24 protein-coding genes are annotated in these 26,004 nt (G+C 29.1%); 21 read left to right on the plus strand and 3 right to left on the minus strand.

Annotated features, from left to right (window positions below):
* Nucleotides 1-327 precede the first annotated feature (327 nt).
* The 15 genes from fliB (psyc5s11_RS08790) (at nucleotide 328) to fliB (psyc5s11_RS08860) (ending at nucleotide 16,072) form a co-directional block, all read left to right on the plus strand.
* The gene (gene fliB / locus psyc5s11_RS08790; RefSeq protein WP_224037225.1) at nucleotides 328-1,521 is read left to right on the plus strand and encodes a flagellin lysine-N-methylase; all 1,194 of its coding nucleotides are present in this window, start codon (nucleotides 328-330) and stop codon (nucleotides 1,519-1,521) included.
* A 527-nt stretch (nucleotides 1,522-2,048) separates the two neighbouring features.
* The gene (locus tag psyc5s11_RS08795) at nucleotides 2,049-3,056 is read left to right on the plus strand and encodes a polysaccharide deacetylase family protein (protein ID WP_375541995.1); all 1,008 of its coding nucleotides are present in this window, start codon (nucleotides 2,049-2,051) and stop codon (nucleotides 3,054-3,056) included.
* 30 nt (nucleotides 3,057-3,086) lie between these two features.
* Nucleotides 3,087-4,202, plus strand: a complete 1,116-nt coding sequence (locus psyc5s11_RS08800) for a glycoside hydrolase family 113 (RefSeq protein WP_224037227.1) — start codon at nucleotides 3,087-3,089, stop codon at nucleotides 4,200-4,202.
* 492 nt (nucleotides 4,203-4,694) lie between these two features.
* A complete protein-coding gene (locus psyc5s11_RS08805; RefSeq protein WP_224037228.1) occupies nucleotides 4,695-5,696 on the plus strand; it encodes an ABC transporter substrate-binding protein in 1,002 nt (333 codons plus the stop codon).
* Between the two features lie 36 nt (nucleotides 5,697-5,732).
* Entirely contained in the window at nucleotides 5,733-7,451 is a 1,719-nt protein-coding gene (locus tag psyc5s11_RS08810) for an HD domain-containing phosphohydrolase (protein WP_224037229.1), read from the plus strand.
* A 206-nt stretch (nucleotides 7,452-7,657) separates the two neighbouring features.
* Nucleotides 7,658-8,995 carry a DUF346 domain-containing protein gene (locus tag psyc5s11_RS08815; protein ID WP_224037230.1) on the plus strand — a complete coding sequence of 446 codons (1,338 nt, stop codon included), beginning with the start codon at nucleotides 7,658-7,660 and terminating at the stop codon, nucleotides 8,993-8,995.
* A 282-nt stretch (nucleotides 8,996-9,277) separates the two neighbouring features.
* A complete protein-coding gene (locus psyc5s11_RS08820; RefSeq protein WP_224037231.1) occupies nucleotides 9,278-9,610 on the plus strand; it encodes a hypothetical protein in 333 nt (110 codons plus the stop codon).
* Nucleotides 9,611-9,651: 41 nt separating this feature from the next.
* Entirely contained in the window at nucleotides 9,652-9,984 is a 333-nt protein-coding gene (locus psyc5s11_RS08825; RefSeq protein ID WP_224037232.1) for a hypothetical protein, read from the plus strand.
* A gap of 128 nt (nucleotides 9,985-10,112) precedes the next feature.
* A complete protein-coding gene (locus tag psyc5s11_RS08830) occupies nucleotides 10,113-10,601 on the plus strand; it encodes a DUF6803 family protein (protein ID WP_224037233.1) in 489 nt (162 codons plus the stop codon).
* 178 nt (nucleotides 10,602-10,779) lie between these two features.
* A complete protein-coding gene (locus psyc5s11_RS08835) occupies nucleotides 10,780-11,454 on the plus strand; it encodes an SIMPL domain-containing protein (RefSeq protein WP_224037234.1) in 675 nt (224 codons plus the stop codon).
* 105 nt (nucleotides 11,455-11,559) lie between these two features.
* Entirely contained in the window at nucleotides 11,560-12,243 is a 684-nt protein-coding gene (locus psyc5s11_RS08840) for a response regulator transcription factor (RefSeq protein ID WP_224037235.1), read from the plus strand.
* Nucleotides 12,240-13,619 (plus strand): sensor histidine kinase, encoded by a 1,380-nt coding sequence (locus psyc5s11_RS08845; RefSeq protein WP_224037236.1) that lies wholly within the window; start codon nucleotides 12,240-12,242, stop codon nucleotides 13,617-13,619. The genes psyc5s11_RS08840 and psyc5s11_RS08845 overlap by 4 nt, the downstream gene beginning before the upstream one ends.
* Nucleotides 13,620-13,676: 57 nt before the next feature.
* Entirely contained in the window at nucleotides 13,677-13,817 is a 141-nt protein-coding gene (locus tag psyc5s11_RS08850; protein ID WP_224037237.1) for a hypothetical protein, read from the plus strand.
* 138 nt (nucleotides 13,818-13,955) lie between these two features.
* The gene (locus psyc5s11_RS08855; protein ID WP_224037238.1) at nucleotides 13,956-14,312 is read left to right on the plus strand and encodes a hypothetical protein; all 357 of its coding nucleotides are present in this window, start codon (nucleotides 13,956-13,958) and stop codon (nucleotides 14,310-14,312) included.
* A gap of 539 nt (nucleotides 14,313-14,851) precedes the next feature.
* Nucleotides 14,852-16,072, plus strand: coding sequence for a flagellin lysine-N-methylase (gene fliB, locus psyc5s11_RS08860; RefSeq protein WP_224037239.1), 1,221 nt, complete (start codon nucleotides 14,852-14,854; stop codon nucleotides 16,070-16,072).
* A gap of 86 nt (nucleotides 16,073-16,158) precedes the next feature.
* Here the strand turns inward: fliB (psyc5s11_RS08860) and psyc5s11_RS08865 are convergent, their stop codons facing one another.
* On the minus strand, nucleotides 16,159-17,532 hold the full coding sequence (locus psyc5s11_RS08865) for an MATE family efflux transporter (protein ID WP_224037240.1): 1,374 nt from the start codon (nucleotides 17,530-17,532) through the stop codon (nucleotides 16,159-16,161).
* A 772-nt stretch (nucleotides 17,533-18,304) separates the two neighbouring features.
* On the opposite strand from psyc5s11_RS08865, the gene psyc5s11_RS08870 reads away from it, so the two are divergent.
* Entirely contained in the window at nucleotides 18,305-19,711 is a 1,407-nt protein-coding gene (locus psyc5s11_RS08870; RefSeq protein WP_224037241.1) for an amino acid permease, read from the plus strand.
* A 232-nt stretch (nucleotides 19,712-19,943) separates the two neighbouring features.
* Nucleotides 19,944-20,858 (plus strand): phosphate ABC transporter substrate-binding protein, encoded by a 915-nt coding sequence (locus psyc5s11_RS08875; protein ID WP_224037242.1) that lies wholly within the window; start codon nucleotides 19,944-19,946, stop codon nucleotides 20,856-20,858.
* Between the two features lie 363 nt (nucleotides 20,859-21,221).
* Here psyc5s11_RS08875 and psyc5s11_RS08880 read toward each other — a convergent pair whose 3' ends face one another.
* A complete protein-coding gene (locus psyc5s11_RS08880) occupies nucleotides 21,222-21,734 on the minus strand; it encodes a QueT transporter family protein (RefSeq protein ID WP_224037243.1) in 513 nt (170 codons plus the stop codon).
* 838 nt (nucleotides 21,735-22,572) lie between these two features.
* Here psyc5s11_RS08880 and psyc5s11_RS08885 point away from each other — a divergent pair.
* Nucleotides 22,573-23,502, plus strand: coding sequence for a DUF2935 domain-containing protein (locus psyc5s11_RS08885; protein WP_224037244.1), 930 nt, complete (start codon nucleotides 22,573-22,575; stop codon nucleotides 23,500-23,502).
* Between the two features lie 166 nt (nucleotides 23,503-23,668).
* Nucleotides 23,669-24,046: a YmaF family protein gene (locus psyc5s11_RS08890; RefSeq protein ID WP_224037245.1), complete on the plus strand. Its 378-nt coding sequence runs from the start codon at nucleotides 23,669-23,671 to the stop codon at nucleotides 24,044-24,046.
* A 190-nt stretch (nucleotides 24,047-24,236) separates the two neighbouring features.
* Here the strand turns inward: psyc5s11_RS08890 and psyc5s11_RS08895 are convergent, their stop codons facing one another.
* Nucleotides 24,237-24,437 carry a hypothetical protein gene (locus psyc5s11_RS08895; RefSeq protein WP_224037246.1) on the minus strand — a complete coding sequence of 67 codons (201 nt, stop codon included), beginning with the start codon at nucleotides 24,435-24,437 and terminating at the stop codon, nucleotides 24,237-24,239.
* A gap of 295 nt (nucleotides 24,438-24,732) precedes the next feature.
* On the opposite strand from psyc5s11_RS08895, the gene psyc5s11_RS08900 reads away from it, so the two are divergent.
* On the plus strand, nucleotides 24,733-24,939 hold the full coding sequence (locus psyc5s11_RS08900) for an alpha/beta-type small acid-soluble spore protein (RefSeq protein ID WP_224033539.1): 207 nt from the start codon (nucleotides 24,733-24,735) through the stop codon (nucleotides 24,937-24,939).
* A gap of 432 nt (nucleotides 24,940-25,371) precedes the next feature.
* Nucleotides 25,372-26,004 (plus strand): NAD(P)-dependent oxidoreductase, encoded by a 633-nt coding sequence (locus psyc5s11_RS08905; RefSeq protein ID WP_224037247.1) that lies wholly within the window; start codon nucleotides 25,372-25,374, stop codon nucleotides 26,002-26,004.

The following is a 26,004-nucleotide window of genomic DNA, read 5'->3' on the forward strand; positions in this document are numbered from 1 at the left end:
AATATGGATTATTTTGTCGCAATATGTTATTATATACACATACAAAAGAAGTATAAATACTAAGGATATAAAAATAGATAAATACAAAAGAAGTATAAATACTAAGGATATAAAAATAGATAAATACAAAAGAAATAAATATACTAAAGACAGTCCTAAAGTTTAGAGATAGTTATAATAATAGCTATCTCTTATTTTTAGTTATGAAAACTATATTTTATATGGATTTAAACTTTTAATTGTGTTAAATTTTAAATATCAGTTTTTTCAAGCTGATAGCTAAAATTATTAGATTTAGATTGATGAGAAATAGAATGGAGTTAAATTATGAAGGTTAATACTTTTTTACCTAAATATATGGTGGAGTTTAAATGCGTAAGCTCAAGTTGTACTGATAGCTGTTGTGCTGGTTGGGATATAAATATAGATGAGGATACTTATAATAAATACGTGAATAGTACCGGAGAACTTAAAGGATTATTAGACGGGAAATTTATTAAAAGTGAAGATGAACATGATTCTTTCAATTATGGTTTTATGGTGCTTAAAGATGAAAATAGATGTCCCTTTCTAAATTCAAATATGCTTTGTGATATACATGGAGGGGATGGACAAGAGAATCTTTGTTTAACTTGCAAAGGCTATCCTAGAGTATTCAATATTGTAGATAATGTGTATGAAAAAAGCGGATTACCTTCTTGTATGGAAATATGTACGAGAGCATTTTTAAATAAAGACAAAATGGAATTTGTTGAAAGTAAAGAAGAAATTGAGGAAAAAAATATTGAGATAAGAAGAATTATTGATAGTGAAGCCTTTGAAGGTACAGAAAGCCTTCTTCAATATTTTTGGGATATAAGGGTTATATCCATAAATATTATACAGGATAGAAGGTTTTCTATAGAAGAGAGGCTTAATATTCTTGAGAATTTTTATAAGCAAATTGACGGAATATACAATTCAGGTGAATTTGATGATATGGAAGAACTATTAGAAGATATGAATAATGAAGATATAGATTATGCTGATCTAAAAGGAGTAACATTTAAGGAAAATAATGAATTTTATATAAGTCTTGCTGAAGATGAGCTTGTGAAAAAGATAAGAAGTGTAAGATTAAGAGCATGTGTAATGGAATATAAAGCTGGAATTTTAAATCAAAATAATATACTAGATAGAATTACATTAAACGGGAGTGATGAATTAAATCAAGGTGATATAGGTAAGTACCTAAAGGAAACCCAAAAGTATTTTAATGAATTAGAAGAATACGCTTATGTTTTTGAAAATTACTTAGTAAATCAGATTTTTAAAGACTTGATTCCTTTTAATAAAGAAGAAAGTTTGATTCAAAGTGTTAAAGTATTAATTAATAGTTATAGAATAATAAAAGCATATGTTATAGGAATTGCCATGAATTCACAAGAAAAAATAGGTGGAGAACAAATTATAAGAGTCATTCAAGGATTAAGTAAGGATATAGAACATAACAGGGTGTTTAACGAACTGTTAAAAAAATAGGAAAGAGTGTATGGAATTACATTTGATTGAAAAAGTATAATAAATTAAATGAAGTTCTTAATCATGTAAAGTAAGAATAATGTATGCATTGTGAGTTGGATTTCATGTATATTTTATTGGATAAGATGAGTTTTGAAAATTGAATACTATTATATCTATTAAAACAATAAATAAGATAAGCAAAAGTCATAATTAATTTATGGCTTTTTCTTTTATCCAGAATACTATATAAATGTAGCAAAGTTAATTAAAATTTAAATATAATATAGCAGATTTATTTCATGAAGAATATTTAGTTAAATGTATATTAAGAGTTTTTCAATTAAGATTTATGTAGAAGAAACATAAAAAATGCAAGAAGTTATAGAAAATTTAGTGATAAAATGTTGTATAATGTAATTATAGTAATATTAATGAACAGTAAATATGTTGTTCTATAATTATTTTTATGTAGGACAAGTTATAACAAAAAACATTTTAGGTAGAAAATATTAATGAATATTCCTTATATGTTTGGGGGGATGAAATTGTTTAAAAGGAACTTAGCATTAAGCATAGTCTTAGCTTTACTGTTGTCAGGTTGTGGAGGAACAAATCAAAATGAGACAAAAAATCAAGAGAATATACAGGCAATTGATTCGGAAAATGAAAATATAGACAATGGCCACAATAATAAAAAGCTTGCAGAAAAAGCAAAGCCTGATTTTAAATCGGAATCTGAACTTACACCAGATGAAGCACAAAAAAAAGAGTCTGTTATAAAAAAAGAGTCTGATTCTATACTGAAATCTACTACTAAACCAGACGCTTTTACGCCTGTAGTGTCATCTGACACTTCATCACTTAGCACTAAAGCTATAGAATGGTCATGGTTATATTCATCAAGAGATAATGCTGACCTTTTATCCAAATATAAAGGTTATGGCTTTGGAGATAAATCTCAAAAAATTATTTATCTTACTTTTGATGAAGGCTATGAAAATGGATATACTGTAAGTATTCTAGATACGCTAAAGGAAAATAATGTACCTGCAACATTTTTTGTAACCAAGCCTTTTGTAACTGGTAGCTTTAATGGGGTTCCAGATTCAGAATTATTAAAGAGGATGAGTAAGGAAGGACATATAATAGGAAACCATTCAGTATCACATAAATCAATGCCTACATTGAAGGATGAAACTGCTTTTAATGCTGAAATTTCTGGTGTAGAGGATGCAGTGAATAGTATTTCTGGTTGTAAAATGTCAAAATATTTCAGACCACCAGAAGGTACTTTTAGTGAATTATCACTTTATTATACTCAAAAATTTGGTTATAAATCCGTATTTTTTAGCCTTGCCTATCAAGATTATAATGTAGATAATCAGCCTGATCCTGAATCTTCTAAAGCAAAGCTTTTAAAAAACACTCATAATGGTACGATTTGCTTACTTCATGCTGTATCTAAAACTAATGCTACTATTTTGAATAGCTTAATTAAAGAATGGAAGAACCAAGGTTATAAATTTAAAACTTTAGATGAGCTTCCTAATTAATACAGTATGATAACTTGCAAGGGGGTAAAAATGACTAAGAAAAGGAAAATAATAATATTTATCATCATAATTATATTTTCAATTGCTTTTTATAGTTATAAAATTAATGTTACGTCTAGAGGTGTCATTAATAAAATGATAAATAAAATAGAAGGTAAGACACTAAATGATAAATTTCAAACTAAGATTAAATCAGGGAATTTATCCACTGATTATAATATTGAACAAGCTCTTGAGGATGTAGAAAAATTGGGATTAAACACTTTAAATGTACCAATAGTAGTAAATATTGATTATTCAACATCAAGCAATATGACAGTAGATAATGGAAGCAAAAAACGAGCAATAGATCTAATTAATAAATTAGAAGGTAAAAAGATAAATATAATATTGGAGCCTTATCCATGGATAGAAAATGGAAGCATCCCAGAAACAAAATGGAAGCCTGATAATATAAATGACTTTTTTTATAATTGGACACATAATGTTTTGGATGTTTTGATTAAAGATGTTGCAGTACCTTATCATATAGATGCATTAAATATAGGTACAAGTTTTGTAAATATGGAGTCTAGTGAAGGATATATGTGTGATATGGTAGACTATGTTAGGAAACAGTATAAAGGTCTAGTGACATATAGGACAAACTTCTGGGTTACAGCTACAGAATGGGAACCAAAAGTAACTGCACAGTACGAGGCGAAATTAAATAATAAAGTGTTTTCAAAAGTAGACTTTATTTCAATAGCATCATATTTTGAACTTACAAATAATGATATTAATACTGTAGATAATTTAAAAGATGCCCTACAAAGTACAACAATATATAATAGAAAACAAAATGTAAAACAAGAAATAAAGAATTTTTATGATAAATATAAGAAACCAATTTTTTTTGGAGAACTAGGATTTCCAAGAACAAACAAAGCATCAGTCGCGCCATATGATCCCCAAATTTCTGACATTGTTAATAATCAGGAACAGGCAAATTGCTTTGATGCGTATAGAGTAGTATTTGAAAATGAGACTTGGCATCTTGGATTCTCAATATTCGCTATAGGTGAAACAAGCGCTGATAAAATGTACTATCCAAGCAATGAAAGTACTGAGATTATAAAAAAGTGGTATACAGAAGAACGTAATTAGAATAGTTTTGGTAAAACCGGTGCACAGTTAAGCTGTATGTTATAATAAATTTGGCTAAATTGCACATTAGTTAAAAAAATAGAGGTTATGGGAATTTTAATTCCAAACCTTTATTTTTTTGCTGTAAAAAAGCTATTTTGGAATATAACAGTTAAGTATTTAATTCGATTGACTCTTAATTTTATAGAAAGCTTGGGCAGAATGTAGTATTATGTAAGTAATATAAAATAAAAGAATTAACATATGAGAGTATAATCTTGTGAGTTTTGATTTGATATAGATATATTAAATAACTTTGTTATAGCAACTAAGTTAGGAGAAAAATAGGTTTTATGAGAATAAGAAAATGATAAATATTGTGCGAAAAATAAAAAAATATAAAGGTGAAAATATATTTATATAGAATTATTTAAATATATTGATATAACATTAAGAATTATTAAACATAATATAATGTATGAATAAAAATAATATAGCATAGGAGAAAAATGTATGAACAATAAAAAAAGTTTTTGTAGTATTTGTTGTCAAATATTTTTTGCATTATTTTTATGCAGTTGTGGAAATTCACTGGACAACAAAATGGATAATGTGTCTTCGAAAAATGATGACAAAAAACAAATATATATTCCAATTATAGCAAAGGGGTTGCAACAACAGTATTGGCAATCAGTTAAGATGGGAGCAGAAAAAGCAGCGAAGGACTATAATGTTAGAATAACATTCGAAGCTCCGGAAGGTGATGCTTCTATCAATAAGCAAATTGAAATAATTGATTCAGCTTTAGGCAAGAAACCAGCTGCTATTATTTTGGCAGCTGGTGATAGAAAATCAGTTATTCCTCAACTTGAGAAGGCTAAAGCTGCTAATATTGCTGTTATCATATTTGACGCCGATGTAGATAGTAATATTCCGATTACTACTGTAGCTACGGGCAATGCGGCGGCTTCAAGTGCAGCAGCAGATAAATTGGCTACAGCTATAGGTCAAGAAGGGGAAGTTGCAGTTATATGTCATGATCCAGATTCGGTAAGTAGTACAGGCACGGAACGTTGTGATGGTTTTGTGAATAGAATAAAAGATGAATATCCAAAAATAAAAATTATAGATGTTGAGTATGGCGCAAGTGAACATGAGATTTCTCAAAAGTTTACTGAGAAAATTATTGAGAAATATCCAGATATAAAGGGGATATTTGCAACAAATGAAGGAGCAACATATGGCCTGATTAATGGTGTAATTGAAAAAAATAAAGTAGGAAAGATTACAATTGTTGGTTTTGATGCTGGAAAGATGCAAAAAGATGCTGTAAGAAGTGGAATAATGCTTGGTGCAATTAGTCAGAATCCTGTACAAATGGGGTACAAAGCGGTTGAAGCAGCATATGAGGTTTCAAATGGAGAAAAGATACAAAGTATCATAGACACAGGATATATATGGTATGACAAAACTAATATTGATAATGAAGATATGAAACCTTTATTATATGATTAATAAAAATAAATTTGTAAAAGAAAGAGAGGGATAGGGATGCATATAAAAATAAGAAGCATTAAAATTCAGACAAGACTTATAGTCTCATTTTTATTGCTATCATTTATCCCATTAGCTATTACAAGCTTAATAAGTTATAGGAAATCAAGTGATGCTATAGAGAGCAAGATTAACACCTATTCAGTTCAATTAATGGCTGATGTTGGGAGAAACTTACAAACTGAATTGACGTTTAAAGAAAGTTTATGTGAAGAACTTGGGATGAGTGAAGAAATACAAAAGGATTTAATTGGTTATGATAAACAAAATAGTGTTGAAAAGTATAAAATTGAAGATCAAATTAAGTCCGGATTTATAAAAAAAATGAGGCTTTCAGCATTTAATGCTTCTTCGAATATAACTAGTATAAATATTATTACTGGTAATAATTCAATAATGGGAGTCGGTCAAAATAACTATAACTCAAATCAACTTATGGATATTTACAATGAATCTAAAGATAAAGGATACAATTATAGAATTCTTAAGGATTTAAATGGAAATTTTGAAGTTTCAATTGATAGTATTGTAAAAAATCATGTTAATGGTGAAAGAATTGGAACATTAATATTAACATTAAAAAGTTCATATATTTCAAATGTTTGTAATGAATTGCAAATTGGAGATAATGGAGAAATTTTAATTATGGATTCAAAAGGTACAATAGTATCCAGTAGTAATGAATCAAAAATACCAATAAATGAAGTCTATTTAGAGAAAAAGCTAATAGAAAATATTATACACAATAATGAAGTGAAAAACTATAGCTTTTCAATGGATATATTGGGTGAAAAAAAATTGGTAGCTTATAACAAAATAGAAAACTGCGATTGGTTTATTATAAGTACTATTCCATATACATATCTTCAAGCAGACTCTAAGACTCTTATGTGGAATATAGTGATTATTGGAGTATTATGTTCGGTATTTGCAGTACCTATTTCTATTGTAATTTCATTTAGTATATCAAAGCCATTAAATAAACTAGAGAATCTTATGAACAAAGTTAAAATGGGAAATCTTGATATTGAACTTGTAGATAACAATAGCGACGAGATTGCTAAAATTTCTAAAGGCTTTAATGATATGATTTCAAGTATAAGGGATCTTATTAAAGATAACTTTGAGACTCAAAAAGAAATAATATATAAGCTTGGAGCACTTACAGAAGCCCGTTCGCAAGAAACTGGTAATCATATTAGAAGAGTTGCTCATTACTCTAGACTTATTGCACTGAAATATGGTACTACTGAAGAGGAGGCTGATATTTTAAAAATCGCTTCTACTTTGCATGATGTTGGTAAAGTATCAATTCCAGACAATATATTGTTAAAGCCAGGTAAGCTAACTCCAGAAGAATTTGAAATCATGAAAACCCATACTGTTGTAGGACATGAGATACTATGCAATTCCAATAAGCCGATTTTGGAAATTGCCTCAAACATTGCTTTAGAACATCATGAAAGATATGATGGTACAGGTTATCCAAAGGGAATAAGTGGGGATAATATTGGGCTTTATAGTAGAATTGTTTCTTTAACTGATGTATTTGATGCATTAGCAACAGAGCGTGTTTATAAGAAGAAATGGGAATTATCTCAAATAGTAGAGTATATTAAGGAGCAGAGAGGAAAGCAATTTGATCCTAAAATAGTGGATATATTTTTAGATAATATTAATGAAATTAAAAGAATACAAGCTGAATTAGAGGATTAATGGATAATCTAAGTGATTAAAAATACACTTATTTTGTCCAAGTAATGATATTGTAACTGGTAATCCCAAAAGAACAAAGTTGCTGCGTAAAAGCGTAAATAAAATTCTTATATTTGTTACTTTGTGTAACACACTTAAGTTCTAATCATAAAATGAAATTAGTTGGGTTTATATCCATAGCAAGTAAAAATATAAGGAGATTTTTAATGCATAATAAAGAAAACTTGTACTGCCCTTATTGCATGCAACAAAATGTTTGTCCGTTTTTTTATGAACAAATGAGGAAATTCAATAACTCTGACCATGACGATGAAACTAGAGGTGATGATGAGCTGCAACATTTTGACTTATTTTCTGAAGAATCTTACTTAAACAATACCAGAGCACCAGAACAGGATGTAACTAGAATATATACAATACTTAATAACCAACAACCACAGCTATTTAGAGAAATGCAAAGAATAATTGAAAATTACGTCAGAACAGCAATTTCATTTACTTTAGATGAATCGCCAAAGTATGGAGGAAATATAAATCAAAGAATAAATACAATTTATAACAATTTTAGAAGAAGATATGACACGATTTTTTCTGTCCTTAGTGCTTCCGGTTTACCTAACAGCGTGGTTAGGCGTACTTTTAGAGATATAATAGAATTTACTCTTAGAAATAGTACAGTTCCACCGTTTCCAGTTCCGCCACAACCGGGACCTCAGCCACAACCTGAACCAGGTGACGAGTGGAGTCAATGGGAGGATCTTGGTGGAGTGTTAAAGTTTTCTCCAGCAGTTTCTTCTTGGGCACCAAACAGGCTTGATGTTTTTGTAACAGGCACAGATAGTGCGTTATATCATAAATATTGGAATGGTTCACGTTGGAGTGAATATGAAAACCTTGGTGGCATTCTAACCTCTGCACCTGCTGCTGTTTCTTGGGGAAATAATAGAATTGATATTTTTGGTAGAGGCACAACTAACTCCATGTATCATAAATACTTCGATGGCTCTAACTTTAGTGAATGGGAAGATCTTGGTGGAGTATTAACTTCTGCACCAACAGTTTCTTCTTGGGCACCAAACAGACTTGATACATTTGTTCGTGGAACTGACAATGCCCTTTATCATAAGTGGTGGAATGGTTCCACCTGGAGTGACTTTGAGAATCTTGGTGGAAACTTAACATCTGCTCCTGCTGCTGTTTCTTGGGGAAATAATAGAATAGACGTATTTGTTCGTGGTCAAGGAAATCGTCTATATCACAAGTGGTGGGATGGCTCTAACTGGAGCGATTTTGAAGATCTTGGGGGCAATATAGCATCAGCACCAGCAGTATCATCTAGAGCTACAAATAGACTTGAAGTATTTGCAAGAAATCCAAATAACCAGTTAATAACTAGGTCTTGGAACGGATCGCGGTGGAGTAACTGGCAAACTATTGGGGGGACATTTACTTTAGATCCAGCAGCGGTATCGTGGGGACCTCGTAGAACTGATGTATTTGTTAAAGGGTCAAATAATGCTTTATGGCATATTTGGAGAGATTAATTTCCTGAATTCCAAGAAGATATAATTGAAAAATAATAAAAACACCGATTTTAGTGTTGAATGATTTACAAAAGTAAATTTAATCTAGAATGGGTGTTGTTTTGTTTTGTTTTTGTTAGGTTATAAAGATTATATTATTGAAAATAAGATTATTAAAGTATTTGGAAGAACTTATAATTTTAGAATTTACGTACAAAACAAAAGTTAAGAAATTATCAAATCTAAAAAGAACTAATATTATTATATTTATTGCGCATAATATAACCGAAAGGTGGGTGAGTAATGAAGAGATTTACTGCTTTATTTTTAATTTTTTTTAGCTTAACCTTTAATATAATCGGATTAAAATCTGTATTTGCAATTACTAATACATTTACCCAAGGTATTTATAAATCATCTGATCTTATTCCCTCAAAAAGCAATGTTTATTCTTTTTCAAACATTTCCTTAACGGATGGAGTTTACTTGATTATTTTAGATGAAAATCAAGTTATAAATCATGCTATACGACTACAGCCAAACTCAGGAAAACACATTACAGTACCGATTTTGACTAATTACAGAATTGTAATACTTGGTAAAGGAGAATTATATTTTACTCCAATTGAAACTTAGTGGTGATTTTGTTTAATGCTTTAACTTAAAGGAGATGTATGATGAAGAAGTGTACTATTTTATTCTTGATTTTTTTATGCTTATTTTTTAATGTAATTGGATTAAAGGTTGCATTTGCTGTTGATGCAACTTTTAAGGAAGGTATTTATACTGTCACTAATTTTGATGTCTCGCCAAGTAATGCTTATATTATTAAAAATGTTTCAAAAAAAGATAGTATCCGCATTTTAATTTTTGATCAATATAATAATGATATACAAACCATTAAACTAGAACCTGTTTCAATAGAAAACGATGTAATAACGATTAAGCCTAACTACATAATTGTATTAGTTGGTAATGGTGAGGTAACGATCACTCCAAAATCACCATAAATAATTGCTTTGTTTATTAAGTAGTAATTCTTTCTTATATTACTTTCGGATAATATTAGAAATCTTCATAAAATCTTCATAAGAATTTTGTAAAATGAATTTATAAAATTTATAAGGAGGTATTAATTATGAATATGACTCATTATATGTCACTACTTGCAGACAATCAACCTTGGAATCTGATTATTTTTATGGCTATACCAGTTATTTGTGCAGAAGCTCTGACAATCTCAGAATTCTTTATATTATTTAACAAAAGTAAATATGGTGGATTAAGAACATTCAATAAAGTTGTTGGAATTTTTGATGGATTATTCTTCACGGGTATTTTTATTTATCTATTGAATGCAGCAGTTATTCCATTAACTAGTTCTGGAGGATGGCATGGTGTAATAGATGTATTAGCCGTTGGTTTCTATTTATCCGGAGTGATATTTCTTCTTCCAATATCTTTAATGGAGCTTGGAATAATATTTAAGAAGAAAACAGCAGAGGAAAAAACAAAAATTCACTTTATTCTTATTAGTGGATTTCTAGTTGTAGCTCATGTTGCAATGATTTTTGGTATGGTAAATCCTGAACTTATAAGTAATATGTCAAACATGCCTAACATGTAATAAATATATTATTTTAGATAAGTTAAGAATAGCATTCAAATTTAATCTGAAATTAAGTGGTAATTGTAAATTGATTTGAAAATCATTTTACAACTACCGCTTATTATTTTTTGAGACATTTAGCACAAAAAATCATATTATGAGGTAGTAACTTAATTATTTTGAAGGGATGAAAATCATGGATATATTAAGAGATAGTGATAACTATAAATCAGATGATTATACCAGTGGGAAAAATCATAATAGATTAAAAGTTTTTGGAAAAGGTTCAGTAAGTGTGAAACCAGATGCAGCAGAAGTGGTAATTGGAATTATAACAGAAAATATAAAATTACAAGCTGCACAAGAAGAAAATGCAAATACGACTCAACAAGTTATAAATAGTATAAAGGCAATAGGAGTATTGCCTAAATATATACAAACTCAAAATTATAATATTAGACCTACTTATGATTATATTGATGGAAAACAAATTCTTAGAGGTTATGAAGTAAGTAATAATTTAAAAATTCTTATCAGAAATATTGATTTTGTAGGTGAAATAATTGATATTGCTGTAAAAAATGGTGCCAATACTGTAAGTGGTATTAGTTTGATTGTTTCAGATCAAACTAAATATTATTATGAAGCACTAAGGTTGGCGGCTATAGATGCTCAGAAGAAAGCCAGTGTTATGGCTAATGAACTTAATGTAAAGTTAAATATTATACCAATACAAATAATAGAACAGGATAAAGGGAATATAACACCAATAACAGGGATGACTTTTAAATATGAAAGTGGAGCTACACCTATTGAAGCTGGAGAAAATAAAATAACTGCAGACATTGAAGCTGTATTTATATATATTTAACAGTAATAATTTACTTATTATCTACACATAAAATTCATAAGTTTATGTTAACTTAGTAAATATATGATAATGTAATATTAATGAATTTTATAGGTGGTGGAGTTTGTGAATAATATTTTAATAATTGAAGATGAAAAAAGTGTATCGGAAATTTTAAAAGCATATCTTGAAAAAGAAGGATATGGAGTTTACTGTACTGAGAGTGGATTAGATGGAATAGAAATATTTAGAAAAGAAAAAATTGATCTTGTGATTTTAGATTTGATGCTTCCTGATATTGATGGCGAAGAAGTTTGCAAAATCCTTAGAAGAATATCAGATGTATATATTTTTATGTTAACTGCTAAGAGTACACTAAGTGATAAAATTGAAGGTTTAAATATTGGTGCTGATGAATATCTAACAAAACCTTTAAGTCCAAGAGAGCTAACTGCTCGTGTAAATGCTTTGTTTAGAAGAGTAGATGGAGGAAAAGATAATGTTCTTTATCTTGATAGTGATAAGTTAATAATTGATATTGATAAGAGGATTGTTAAGTTAAATAAAGAAGACGTGAATTTAACTCCAAATGAATTTGATATATTATATGCTTTAGCTTCAAATAGAGGTAAAGTATTTACAAGAGAAGCTGTAATAGAAAGAGTTTTTGGTATTGATTTTGATGGTTCAGATAGAATCGTTGATGTTCATATTAAGAATTTACGTAAGAAGATTGAAGAAGATAGTAAGGCTCCAAGATACATTATTACTGTTACAAAAGTTGGGTATAAATTTGGTGATGAAAAATGAAGCAAAGTATTAGAGGACGTTTAAGTATAATCATAATATTTTGTGCAGTAGTTGCTGTACTTTTGTCTGCTGTAATAATTAATGTAACTATAACCAATACTTTCAATAAATATATGGAAGATATACAAAGTAAAAGAAATACAAGGTTGGTAGAATATTTCGAGCAAGTTTATAAAAGGGATGGAAAGTGGGATAAAACCTCAGGAGAAGAGATGATGCATGAAGCATATATGAATAACTATTGTTTAACTCTTTTAGATGAAAACGAGAAAATTGTATGGGGAATGAATCATAATGACATAAAAGATAAAAGTTATACAATGATGCATAGTGGTACTGAAGAAGGAGTTTATACTAGTAATACTTTTGATATAAATGTAAATGGTAAAACAGTGGGTCAAATTCTAGTTGGCCAGTATGGACCAGTTTTACTTTCAAAGGAAGATATAAGTTTTAAGACAGAGATTAATAAGGGTATTCTATTTAGTGGTGTATTAACACTCGCAATAGTAGCAATAATAAGTTTGATTTTATCAAAGCAATTTTCTAAGCCTATAAAAGAAGTTTCAAATACTTCTGTAAATTTATCAAGGGGAAATTATGATTCTAGATCAAATATAAAAAGCAACATTATGGAAATTACAAATTTAACACAGAGTATAAATTCTTTAGGTGAAAAACTAAACAGTCAAGATTTACTTAGAAAAAGGCTAATTTCAGATATATCTCATGAAATAAGAACTCCCCTTAATGTATTGCAAAATAATTTAGAAGCAATGATAGATGGGATAATACCAGTAACTCAGGATAAACTTAATAACTTAAATGATGAAGTAATAAGGTTTGGTAAGCTTTTAAATAATTTAGATGCATTAAAACAAATAGAATCAGATGAAATACCTATTGATTTAGGACTAGTTCATATAGATAAACTTATTTCAGCAGTAATTAACGATTTTTCTATTGAAGCTACTGAGAAAAATATAAAATTAATTATTAATGAAGAAGAAAATAAGAATTTTATAGTATTAGGTGATTATGATAAATTAAAACAAGTATTTATAAATCTTATATCTAACGGAATTAAATTTACTAATGATGGAAAAGTATGGATTAATCTTGATAGTGATATAAATTCTGTTATTATTCAAATTAAAGATAGTGGTATTGGTATAAAAAAAGAAGATTTACCTTTTATATTTGAAAGAATGTACCGCACCGATAAAAGTAGATATAAAGTAGATGGTACTGGGATAGGGCTCACTCTTGTAAAGAGAATACTAACGCTACATGATGCAACTATTGATGTAGAAAGTAAGGAAAACAAGGGAACTACATTTACAGTACGTATACGTAAAAATAGTAAAATTATATAGTCAATGTATGAATTATTTCTATATGGTAATCCTAAAAATGTAGAAGGAGTGATATTTATGGCTAATAAACGCAAAGTTACTAAAAAGCAAATGGCTTCACTTGGAGTTAAAAAAACTTCAAATGGTGATTACACGTATATAGATCCAGAAGATAAAACAGGTTCATATAAACCTGTAAGAAACAAAGAGAATAAATAAATAAATAAATAAATAAATAAATAAATAAATAAGCTGCCTTATAATGAATTTGAAATTCTGTTAAGGCAGTTTTTGTTTTAAATGGAACGATTCTCCACAGTGATGAATATCATGAATTTAAAAGGAGATGGTTAAAAAATGGCTTTAGAAGGAAATGATTATTACGGAGACTCACGTGCTGTAGAAGATGAATGCAAAAAATACTTATATTATCACATTGTAATAACAACGACTGATGGAAATAAATTCGATGGGATTATTGAAAATGTGGACAAAGATGGCATTACCATGTTATCTGGTGAGGAGGTAATGGAGCAAGAAGATACAAATCAATCTAATGGACAAAGGCAATATCATGATTATGGGGGCCCTAGAAGAAGATTTAGAAGATTTAGACGTCGAAGATTTCCAATTAATAATTTAGCTACATTAGCATTATTACCTTATATTGCACCACCATTGTATCCATATTATCCATATTATCCTTATTACTAAGAGTAAACTAATAAATAGAGGGACAAACAGTATTGTTAGCTTTTTATTAGAAATTTCAATTCTAAAGTATAAATTGGATAGATATGGATAATTTAAATGATAGAATATATATATGTTGCATAAATAATTCTTAAATTGGTCACAGACTACCCATAAAGGGCATCAATTGTACATTGTAAATTATTAATTGCAACATATATAGTTAAAAGTCCATTTAAATGCTGTATTATTCACTAAAATGAATTGTACAGCATTTTATCCGATAGCTAGCATCCGTAACACTCCCTCTTCTTCAAGTGGGAGATAACGGCTGCACGCTCCTGGATAAGTTCAACTAAATTCAGCTGGAGCATAAGACTCCACCTGAAAAGTTTCACTTTATGTGAAATTACTGGATCAAATGATAGTAGTATTACCTAGACAAAGTTACGGGTAATGTTACATAAATGTTTTAGAGGAAAATCATATATGTTATAATAGAATAATGTTACTAGTAAAAGGTAACTAAAAATGCATTAATGTAAAAGAGGAAGTAAACAATGGAGAAAAAGATAAAAATGAGATATCCGCGTTATATCAAAGAATTCAAGTGTATAGGCGGAAAGTGTGAAGATAGCTGCTGCATTGGATGGGATGTAGATATTGATAAGATTACGTTTAAGCAGTATTATAAAGTTCAAGACAAAGAAATGAAGAGTATGTTTCAAAAAAATGTTCATAATAATGATAATTATTGTAGTCCTGATATAGATTATGGAAAAGTAAAATTAAAAAGTGGAAAAAGGTGTCCTTTTTTAGATGAAGAAAATTATTGTATCATTTATTCTAAGATTGGAGAAGAATATCTTTCGAATGTCTGTACATCTTTCCCGAGAATCACAAATAAAATAGATGGATATTATGAAATGTCCCTTGATGTAGCGTGCCCGGAAGCTGCAAGAATTATTTTACAAAAAGAAGAAGGGATTGAGTTTAAGGAAAGTGAAGAAACTTTAGGAAAACACATAATATCAAGTGATATTGATACTAAATCTAAAGAATTTAATAATTCACCTATAAAGTATTTTAAAGAAATTAGAGATTTAAGTATAAAAATAATAAAAAATAGAAAATTCGATTTAAGTCAAAGACTTTATATGTTAGGCAATTTTATAGAAGCATTAGAAGAAAAACTTGAATATAATTATGGTAATGTATCTAAATTCATTAAAGAATATGATATAAATTCTGAGTGTGATACTTATGAAAAAAATGAATTAAACTATATTCTTCAAATTGATTTCTTTAAAAAGATGGTGGATTTCTTAAATGTATTTAAAAATGTGGATAGCCTGGTATTTAAGGAGTATACTAAGCAGATTATAGACGGATTCAAGTTTGAAAAAGGAGAAAACATAAATATACATTCAAAATCATACATAAAATCATTTGAAAATTATAATGAAGATTTTATAAATAATAATAGCTATATTTTTGAAAATTATTTAGTAAACTTTATATATAACAACATGTTTCCGTTTTCTGAAACAGAATCCATATTTGATGGATATATTATGCTTTTAATGAGATATTCATTTATTAGATTTTATTTAGTTGGGAAATATTTATATAATGAACAGGACTCAAAAGAAAATATAGTTAAGTTTATACAAATTTTCTCAAAGACTATAGAACATCACAAAACCTACTTAGTGGATGCTCTAAATCATATAAAAGAAAACGAATTTGATAATATGGAATTTGCTAAAATACTTTTATAGGTGATATTAACTAGTAACTAAGTCATAAAATCTAAAAACCACGCTGATTACATCAACGTGGTTTTTTTGATTGTGCCTAATATATATTAAGCTATTAATTTATCATCAGAGTTGTCGTTATTAAGTTGTTTTAATTTTTTCATTTCAAAGGCTATAACAATAAATGTTATTATTGATGAAATAACATCTGAAGTTGGTCCTGCTATCCATATACCATTCAAATTAAAGAAGCTTGGAAGTATGATTGCAAGTGGTATAAGTAATATAACCTGCCTAAGTAAACTTAAAAGCATAGATTCTTTTGCTTTTCCTACAGACTGAAAGTAATTGATACAAGCTGTCTGAGCTCCAACAAATATAAACATGCAAAGGAAAATTGAAATTCCATTTGAACCTATCTCTATAAGTTTCGTGTCTGTAGAATTAAAAATTCTAATTATTTGAACTGGGAATAATTGAACTAATATAAATCCAACTGCCGAAATAATAGTATTTACAATAATTGAATACTTCAATGCTTTTTTAACTCTACTTGGATTTTTTGCACCATAATTATATCCGATTATTGGTTGGGCTCCTTGATTCACACCTAGCATTGGCATTATTATTAATAGGGCAATACTCATTATAAGTGAATAAGCTGCTATAGCAAGGTCTCCACCATGCTTTTCTAAACTTTTATTAATAATAATTGTAACAAAGCTAGCGGCAACTTGCATAGCAAAAGGTGATACACCTATGGCTATTATTTCACGAACAACACTTTTTTCTAATTTTGTATTGGATCTTTTTAGTTTTAAAAGACTTTTGCCCTTTGTAAAATACACAAATATCCATATTGAGCAAACAGCTTGTGAAATAATAGTTGCAAAGGCTGAACCTCTTACACCTAGTCCAAATCCAAATATTAATATGGGATTTATAATTACGTTAAGTACAGCGCCTATAAGCATGGTTTTCATAGCAGTCTTTGGATCACCTTCTGAACGGATAATAGGATTTAAACCAAATCCAACATTTTGAAGTAAAGTACCTGCAAGTACTATAGTAGCAAATTCCTTTGCATAAGGAAGGGTTTCCTTGCTTGCACCCAATAAATTTAATATAGGATCTAAAAATATAAGTCCTAAAATAGTTACAATTGATGAAAGTATAATCGTAAGCACAAACGCATTACCTATAATCTTTTCTGCATCCTTTTCCTTCTTCTGACCCAATTTTATGGAAACTAATGCAGCAGATCCAGCACCAACAAGCATTCCTACACCCATGATTATGTTGGTAATAGGGAATGTTATTGCCACTCCTGAAAGTGCCAGAGATCCAACACCTCTACCTACAAATATTCTATCTACAATACTGTATAAAGCATTAACAAGCATACCTATAACAGCTGGTATAGAAAACTTTAATAGAAGTTTTCCTACATTCTCAGTTTCTAATTCTTTTGATTTATTCATATTCTATTTCCTCATTTCATATTCAAAAATTACTAAGGCACATGAAAATAAATAACAAGTCCAAAGTTGCTATGAATATTTTTCATCAGGCAAGGAGACGAATTGCCCTCATAGCAGGCCTATTAGGTCAATTTGTCGACGCAGCATGATGGAAAATAAGCTGGCAAATGGACTTGTTATTTTTTTGATTGTGCCTAAAGTCTATAAATTTAGACTATGTGGTCATTAATATGATTACATAGTCTAAGTTTATAAATATAATGTACTACACTAAAATACTTTATTCACATTTTTTAAAGCATTAAGATTAGTTCTTATAATGTTTAGCCTAATAAGCGTTACTTATATAAGAATAATACAAAATTAATTATATTGCAAATTCAGCTCAAAATTTGTCATATAAACAGTTGGAGTTGATGAACAGGTTTACAATAACCTGTTTATACATAAAAAATATTGAATTTATAATTCTTATGTTAAAATAACCCTTTTTATATTAACGTATATAATATGGGGTGTCGTATACAGAAAAGGTGCACATATGATTTTGAGCAGAGTTAGGAACCTGATTTTCCAATATATTCATGGTTGCAAGCCGATAAAATTATCATAATGTTAACATCTTGCTAATTATTATCAAAATATGATAAAATACTAATTGGTTAATTTACTGTATTTTTAAAATTTATAAGAAAATATATTAATATTCTAAAATAATCAGCAAATTAAAACGAATATTTTGACGAATTCATTAACTAAATAGGAGGAACTTATGAACATTTTTAAGAAAAAATCAGTAGAACAAATGCTGGAAGGTATACAAAAGACAGCTTTAAAGAAAAATCTTAAAGCTAAAGACATAGCTGCATTTGGTATAGGAGCAGTTGTCGGAGTAGGCATATTTGTTGCCACAGGAGAAGGGGCACATTTAGCAGGACCAGCAGTAATTATTTCATTTATTATAGCAGGTATAGTAGCTTGTCTGTGTGCGTTATGTTACTGTGAGCTTTCAACTATGTTCCCAGTAGCAGGAAGTACTTATTCCTATTCATACATAGTATTTGGTGAAATAATTGCAATGATAATTGGCTGGTGTCTTACTGCAGAATACTTAGTTGCTTGTAGTGCTGTTGCATCAGGATGGTCAGGTACTTTTGTTGGTATATTAAAGTCAATAGGAATAACACTACCAACAGCATTTACTGCATCACCAAGTAAAGGTGGAATAATAGATTTGCCAGCTGTACTAATTATTGGATTAATAACTTACATATTATATTATGGTATGAAGGAAAGTGCTAAATTTAATAATATAATTGTAGTGATAAAAATATCTATAATTATATTATTTATATTTCTTGGAGTATCACACATAAATCCAAGTAATTATCAGCCTTTTGCACCAAAGGGATTTGGTGGGATCTTTGCAGCAACGTCTATTATATTCTTTTCTTTCATAGGTTTTGATGCCATATCAACTGCAGCAGAAGAAGCTGAAAATCCTAAGAGAGATATTCCAATAGGACTTATATCTTGTTTAATAGCAGTTACAATTCTTTATGTTGCAGTTGCAGTTGTACTTACAGGAATGGTCCCTTATCAAGAAATAATTTCAGAAAATGCAGTACCAGGGGCTTTAGCAAGAGTTGGTATAAACTGGGGAGCAGCATTAGTAGGAACAGGAGCAATACTTGGAATGATTTCTACTATGATGGTAGTACTTTATGGTCAAGTTAGAGTATTTATGGTTATGTCAAGAGATGGACTTTTGCCAAAATTATTTTCAAAGGTACATCCTACACATAATACACCATATATATCAACAATAATAACCGGAAGTATAGCAGCATTAATAGCTGGCTTTTTACCATTAAATATCATTGTAGAATTTTTAAATACAGGAACATTAATAAGCTTCATATCAGTATCTGCTGCTGTTATAGTACTTAGAAAAACTATGCCAAATTTCGAAAGAATGTTTAAAGCTCCTGGAGTACCATTTACGCCAGCAATAGCTATAATATGTTGCATAGTTTTATTATGCGGATTGAAATTAATAACTTGGATAGGTTTTTTAGTTTGGCTTGTTATAGGACTTTTAGTATACTTTTTTTATGGAAGAAAACACAGTATACTTCAAAATGAAGAAACTTCTGAGGATTTAGATAAAGTTATATAAAGTTAAAATAACAGTTGATTTGAAATTTTAGTCTAAAGTAGAAAATATATTTTTATATTTCCTACTTTAGACTTTTTATATTGTTATAATATTAAATTCTCTTAACCTACATCTAATATAACTTAACATACTTGTAATAATGCATTAACAAAAGGGGTATATTATAAAATATGTAGTAAGGAAAGTTAAAAAAGAATATAGAATATAATTTATTAGTGGAGGTAAAATAATAATGAAAAAAAGAACATTAAAATTAATAGTAAGTGCTTTACTTGTGGCAATGGTAGGAAGTGTAATGGTGGGATGTGGAAGCAAACCAGAAACTGATGCTAAATCTGGAACAGCTGATACAAAAGCAGGAACAGAATTAAGTGGGTCTATAACAGTTAGTGGTTCATCGGCGTTATTGCCACTTATGGAAAAGACAGTTGAAAAATTCGCTGCAAAAAATCCTAAAGCAGAAGTTGGAGCTCAAGCAGGTGGGTCTGGTACAGGTCTTACTCAAGTATTAGATGGAACAGTAGACATTGGAAATTCAGATGTATTTGCAGAAGAAAAATTAGATGCAGCAAAGGCAAAAGAATTAGTTGATCATAAAGTTGTAGCACAAGGATTTGGTATTGCAGTAAGTAAATCACTTGGAATAGATAATTTAACTTCAGCTCAAATTAAAGATATATTCTCTGGAAAAGTTACTAACTGGAAACAAGTTGGAGGAGCTGATAAAGAAATTTTATTAATCCATAGAACAGCAGGTTCAGGAACAAGAGCAACTTTAGAAAAGACAATACTTGGTGGAGATAAGTCACTTGAAAATGATTCACTTGGAGTAACACAAGATTCAAATGGCGCAGTATTAAGTGCAATGAAGGAAAATGATGGTGCAATTAGTTACTTAGGTCTTGCATACATGAATTCAAAGGAGGCTCAAGATTCTTTAAAATTAGTAAAAATTGATGGAGTAGCTTCTGATAAAGCAAATATAATTGATGGATCTTATAAATTCTGGTCATGGGGTCATATGTACACTAAGGGCGAAGCAAAAGATTTAACTAAAAGCTTTATAGAATTTGTAACAAGTGCTGATAATAAAGAAAGTGTAGAAACTTTAGGATTCATTTCAGGAGCTGAAATGAAAGTAAAATAATTCTATTATTATAAAGAAATATTTTTAATAAACAATAACGATATTTTTCTGAAACTACATGCTAAGATATGAAAAATTAAGGCAATAAACATATAAATAAACCTAACATAGAGATTCATATTGCATTATCTCTATCGTTAGGTTTTTTTCTTAGGTATAAAGATATTTCTATATTTAGTATTTTCACTTAATGCATGATTAAAGAATATATATTCTAATATGGTGAACAATAAATATTATTTAAAGTTCCTAGTTGTCCTATCGCACTCTTTATAAAGGTGCATATTTATTCTGAAGAATATGCGTTAAAAATGCTGGTTAAGGGAATATGCGGTGAGGGCAAGTCTAGATTGAAGATGTTAACTAAAACATAGTTTTTAAAATAAATAATTTATCATATTTATTTTGTATTAATTTTATGACTGGAACTCCAACTATTGTAACTACAACAAATTCACCAATTGCAACTTCTCCAATTGATAATATAAGTGGTAATTGATAAAGATAGTTAAGCATAAATCCAACTATTACACCATTAAAAATAGTTGGCCAAAGTGAGGCTATTATTAATGAAACCTTGTTATTTTTAATAAACTTTCCTGTAAGTGAAATAGCATAAACACTAATAAATGTGGCGAATGTACCAAATATAACATCAGCTATTCCATTGGGTCCAAGCATATTTGAAATAAAGCATCCAATTGTAAGTGCTACAATATAAAATGGATCAAAAAATGCTAATAACACCATTATTTCTGACACTCTAAATTGTATAGGACCATAGCTTATTGGTGCTAGTGCAAGGGTTAAAACTACATAAAGTGCTGCTATAATAGCTGTTCTAACTAGTCTCTTTACTGTCTTAGTATTATTCACGAAACTCCTCCATTTATATAATAATATTCTTTTATTATAGTACAATTCAAATGCTCACTTCACAATTCTGTAATAGTATTATTACAGATCCTCAAATAAAAAAATCGTAGGAAATACCCTACGATAAATAAGCTCAACAAAAATAAAAGATTACATTAATAAAAAAATCAAGTACAATCTTTATTACTATTTATTATTTAACCGTAGTTTTATTTTGAGTCAGGAGGCTTTCGAACTGACTAAATATTAAATTTCATTGTGACAATTATAGCAGATAGGTAAAATTATTACAAGTTATACAAAATAGATGATGATATACAATCTATAGATAACCACAGTAGAACTCATACTTATGCATACATCCGCCGAAATTGAATACATATTTATTCCGTAGGACTGTGAAAATTTCGCTGGAAGCATTCTAAATGGGAGGTTGCACCCATTATAGTTTGCTCCAAATGTAAAAGCTCACAGAGAAAGTTCGAAGAACGAAATATAAAATTTCGATTCTCACTTTTTGGACAAACTATAATGGAACAACCTCCCATTAAGAAGCTTCAGCAGGTTATTTTCAATGCCTACTTCACAAATATGTATCCAATTTCTCTGTTTGGATATGCTCCTAAGTATAGTAAATGTTGAATATAATACCAAGCATAAGTAAAATTTCAGTTGTGGGTATCTATAATCGGATTTTTTAATTCAAAAATAGATGAAAAAGAATGTTTATATGTGTAAATGAAGTCTCAATATTAAAATGATATAAAAAAGTAATCTTTTATATATCTAGAGAATATAATGAATTTAGTAATTAATTTATATATAGGAGAAGTTGTCTATGCTTTCTAGCAGTGAATTTATACAACAATCATTAGAATTACATCTTTTTTTTGCAAGAATTATGAAGGAACATTCATTCTTTTTGCAAGTGAGTTTTACACCAAAGGATTCAAATTATATAGATGAGGCAGATGCTTTTAGAAAGGGTTTTGACATGATTTTAGCTGATGTTATTTCTATTTCTAATGGTGTTGTTAGCAATGATGTATTACAATCTGGTGAAGTAATAACACCTTTTACATTAAAAGCTGAAATGGCTTCCGCGTATTTTACAGGTGTAGAAATTCCAGTTTATGTTACTAAAGCAGAGGCTGATTTAGTGGGTAGCATATTAATCACAAATAACCATACACTTCTTGAACGGAGAGTAGTTATGCTTAATAATAGGATAATGGAATTAATTAAAGGTTTAGTTCAGTTTAAGGCTAAGTTATTGTCAGATGTTATTACCTGCAAGGTATTTACAAGTAATTTTCCTTTACTTATAGATCATATTTTAAGAGAAGCAAAATTTTATTTTCAGCTAGTTCAAAGGTTACAAAATCGTGAAGAAATAGACTTAGAGAAAGAAGCGTATGAGCAAGAAACTTTTTGGAACAGAATAATGGCTGAACATTCAAAATTTATTCGTGGACTTCTTGATCCAACTGAAGAAGAACTAATAAATACAGCAAATAATTTTGGAAATGAGTTTGATAAGTTGACAATGGAGGCAAAAGAAGCGATGGATAAGTCAATGCCAATTTCTAAGGTTACAGACGACAGCTTTGAAGCAACTACGGAAATAAGTAAGTTTAAGGCACAAGGTACGCAAGGATTGGTAGAGTGTAAGATTAAGTCTATAATTATACCATTATTGGGTGACCATACTTTGCGTGAAGCAAATCACTATTTACGTTTATTAAAGATATTCAAAAAAAATGCGTAAAGTTTGAATTCAATGTAAATTATATGTTTAATAAAATGAGTAGTTTTAAAGTTTTGTTTAGTTAAAATATCGCATATCAAATTATATGCGATATTTTTCTTTTATTCACAAAAATATGTAGAGTACATATTATATAATATATTAAATAACTGAGGAGGAAGTTTCTATGGGATGCAAAGAAAAGAAAGAAAATTATGAATATAAAATAAAAAATCATAACCATGAATTTCTATCAAGTACAGACTATGAAAAAGATGATGAATGTGTAGAACACAATCATCGTATTGCTGGTGTAACTGGTCCTCCAATTAAATGTGGTAAATCCCATGTTCACAAAATAGACGTGCTTACAGATACTTTTGATGATCATTTTCATAAGATTTGTGATACTACTGGTCCAGCTCTTTTTCTTAAAGATGGAAAACACATCCATTTACTAAAAGGTACAACAGGTGTTGCAGATGATAATAACCATGATCATGATTATTATTTCACTACTTTAATTGAAGATCCTAGTAATGTACCAGAAAATAAAAAATGTTAAAAGAAAATTTAGTAAAATGATTATATTTATGCAAAGATAATTTTTAGGGGCTGTTGCATTTTGCAATGGCCCCATTATATTGTTTTATGTAAAAGATAAATAAGATAATTATAGGAAGTATAAGGCATTTTTTTTTCTTTGCTCATTCGAATCAATTCCACTCAAATAGAATATTTATTATAACAATATTCTATAATAATGTATTAGGTTTAGAATAATTTAAGCCATTTGCATCTTCAATGCTTTCCTCACTTGGATTATTATTAGCTTTTGAATTTGGAAGATAAAGTTTTTTAGCTTTTTCAATATCAGAGACACTGGGTTCTGATGACTGTATTTCAGGTATTTCTTCTCCTTGGATTCGATTATAAGGTACTTTTTCTTGGTTCATAGAATCACTCCTAGCATATTAATTTTAACATTTTTCATATTATCTAATATTTTAAACTAGAATATATAAAATTTAGTTACAACATTATTATTTGAAAAGATAGGTTTATTAATTCATTAAATATTTGGATTTTACACAAAATAGAAGCAAAATCGTTTTGTAAAGGCAAAATATATAAACTCGTCTAATAAAGGTTATAAGTAATAATTATTCCAATACTTTCATAGGTTATTATTTATAATAGTGGTTAATATATTACTGCCAACAAATTTATAATTTAAGGAGGTAGATAGATATGGGCTCAAATAACAGTGGAAGTAACAGAACTTTAATACCAGAAGCAAGACAAGGGTTAAACAAATTTAAAACTGAGGTTGCTTCATCAATTGGCTTACAAAACTATGAAGGCACAGATAAAGGAAACCTTTCTTCAAGACAAAATGGAAGCGTTGGTGGGGAAATGGTAAAGAGAATGGTAGAAAGCTACGAAAAAGGACTCTAAACATCAGATAATTGCAAATGCACTGAGTTTATCCTTAGTGCATTTACAATTCATGTTTAAAGCACTCTAATACCTTTAACCCTAATACCCTGTAAAGTTGAAGTCTTAAGTTTATACTTGAGATATGTAGACAATACAGGGTATTTTAATATGCTTATAAAACAATTAATAATTCATTTGAATATTTTGACCATAATATGCTTCACCATATATATTCTTCGGAATATGCGCCAAAAATGAGGGCTAAGGGATTATGGGCATAAAAAAGACATATCTATGGTAATTAGAGATTCAATTTTATTAACATGATAAGACCTCATTCATTTTAATTATCCTATTGACAAATTTGACTGATGTAACTATAATGATTACAATAGATGTAACTGAAATAGATACAACAAATAAAAATTAAATTAAGTGAGGATGATTAAAATGAAAATAGCAATATTAGGAGCAAATGGTAACGTAGGAAGTGTACTAGTCGATGAGGCTTTATCTAGAGGTTATGAGGTATTAGCTTTAGTAAAGGACAAAAATAATTATGTGGCAAAAAAAGGTGTAGAAGTCAAAGAGGTAGATGCCCTTAGCAAAGATACATTAGTAAATGGATTTAAGGATATTAAAATAGTAGTAAGTGCTTTTGGTCCAAAGGCAGGCTTTGAAAATGATCTTGTTGTAGCAACAAGAAATCTTGTAGATGCTGCAAAGAGAGCAAAAGTTGAGAGATTTTTAATGGTTGGTGGTGCAGGAAGTTTATTCGTTTCAGAAGGTGTGATACTTGCAAATTCTGGAGCGTTGCCAGCAGATTGGTTGCCAGTTGTAAATGCACATGTTGAAGCCTTAAATGTAATAAGCAAGGAAACTGATTTAAATTGGACCGTACTTAGACCATCTTCCATTTTTGGATCTGGAGAAAAAACAGGTAAATTTAGACTTGGAACAGATTATTTATTAGTTGATTCAGAGGGCAATAGCCATATATCCTTCCAAGATTATGCCGTAGCTTTATTTGATGAATTAGATAATTCAGATTTTATTAAAAAGGCATTTACTGTTGGATACTAA

The sequence above is a fragment of the Clostridium gelidum genome (assembly GCF_019977655.1).
Lineage (GTDB): Bacteria > Bacillota > Clostridia > Clostridiales > Clostridiaceae > Clostridium > Clostridium gelidum.

What these genes read in the sequence shown, in the direction of transcription:
- psyc5s11_RS08885 (WP_224037244.1), top strand. Translation starts at nt 22,573, where the DNA reads ATGCTTTCTAGCAGTGAATTTATACAACAATCATTAGAATTACATCTT.
- psyc5s11_RS08895 (WP_224037246.1), bottom strand. Translation starts at nt 24,437, where the DNA reads ATGAACCAAGAAAAAGTACCTTATAATCGAATCCAAGGAGAAGAAATA.
- fliB (WP_224037225.1), top strand. Translation starts at nt 328, where the DNA reads ATGAAGGTTAATACTTTTTTACCTAAATATATGGTGGAGTTTAAATGC.
- psyc5s11_RS08850 (WP_224037237.1), top strand. Translation starts at nt 13,677, where the DNA reads ATGGCTAATAAACGCAAAGTTACTAAAAAGCAAATGGCTTCACTTGGA.
- psyc5s11_RS08810 (WP_224037229.1), top strand. Translation starts at nt 5,733, where the DNA reads ATGCATATAAAAATAAGAAGCATTAAAATTCAGACAAGACTTATAGTC.
- fliB (WP_224037239.1), top strand. Translation starts at nt 14,852, where the DNA reads ATGGAGAAAAAGATAAAAATGAGATATCCGCGTTATATCAAAGAATTC.
- psyc5s11_RS08815 (WP_224037230.1), top strand. Translation starts at nt 7,658, where the DNA reads ATGCATAATAAAGAAAACTTGTACTGCCCTTATTGCATGCAACAAAAT.
- psyc5s11_RS08875 (WP_224037242.1), top strand. Translation starts at nt 19,944, where the DNA reads ATGAAAAAAAGAACATTAAAATTAATAGTAAGTGCTTTACTTGTGGCA.
- psyc5s11_RS08830 (WP_224037233.1), top strand. Translation starts at nt 10,113, where the DNA reads ATGAATATGACTCATTATATGTCACTACTTGCAGACAATCAACCTTGG.
- psyc5s11_RS08855 (WP_224037238.1), top strand. Translation starts at nt 13,956, where the DNA reads ATGGCTTTAGAAGGAAATGATTATTACGGAGACTCACGTGCTGTAGAA.
- psyc5s11_RS08845 (WP_224037236.1), top strand. Translation starts at nt 12,240, where the DNA reads ATGAAGCAAAGTATTAGAGGACGTTTAAGTATAATCATAATATTTTGT.
- psyc5s11_RS08900 (WP_224033539.1), top strand. Translation starts at nt 24,733, where the DNA reads ATGGGCTCAAATAACAGTGGAAGTAACAGAACTTTAATACCAGAAGCA.
- psyc5s11_RS08805 (WP_224037228.1), top strand. Translation starts at nt 4,695, where the DNA reads ATGAACAATAAAAAAAGTTTTTGTAGTATTTGTTGTCAAATATTTTTT.
- psyc5s11_RS08905 (WP_224037247.1), top strand. Translation starts at nt 25,372, where the DNA reads ATGAAAATAGCAATATTAGGAGCAAATGGTAACGTAGGAAGTGTACTA.
- psyc5s11_RS08870 (WP_224037241.1), top strand. Translation starts at nt 18,305, where the DNA reads ATGAACATTTTTAAGAAAAAATCAGTAGAACAAATGCTGGAAGGTATA.
- psyc5s11_RS08890 (WP_224037245.1), top strand. Translation starts at nt 23,669, where the DNA reads ATGGGATGCAAAGAAAAGAAAGAAAATTATGAATATAAAATAAAAAAT.
- psyc5s11_RS08825 (WP_224037232.1), top strand. Translation starts at nt 9,652, where the DNA reads ATGAAGAAGTGTACTATTTTATTCTTGATTTTTTTATGCTTATTTTTT.
- psyc5s11_RS08800 (WP_224037227.1), top strand. Translation starts at nt 3,087, where the DNA reads ATGACTAAGAAAAGGAAAATAATAATATTTATCATCATAATTATATTT.
- psyc5s11_RS08820 (WP_224037231.1), top strand. Translation starts at nt 9,278, where the DNA reads ATGAAGAGATTTACTGCTTTATTTTTAATTTTTTTTAGCTTAACCTTT.
- psyc5s11_RS08835 (WP_224037234.1), top strand. Translation starts at nt 10,780, where the DNA reads ATGGATATATTAAGAGATAGTGATAACTATAAATCAGATGATTATACC.
- psyc5s11_RS08865 (WP_224037240.1), bottom strand. Translation starts at nt 17,532, where the DNA reads ATGAATAAATCAAAAGAATTAGAAACTGAGAATGTAGGAAAACTTCTA.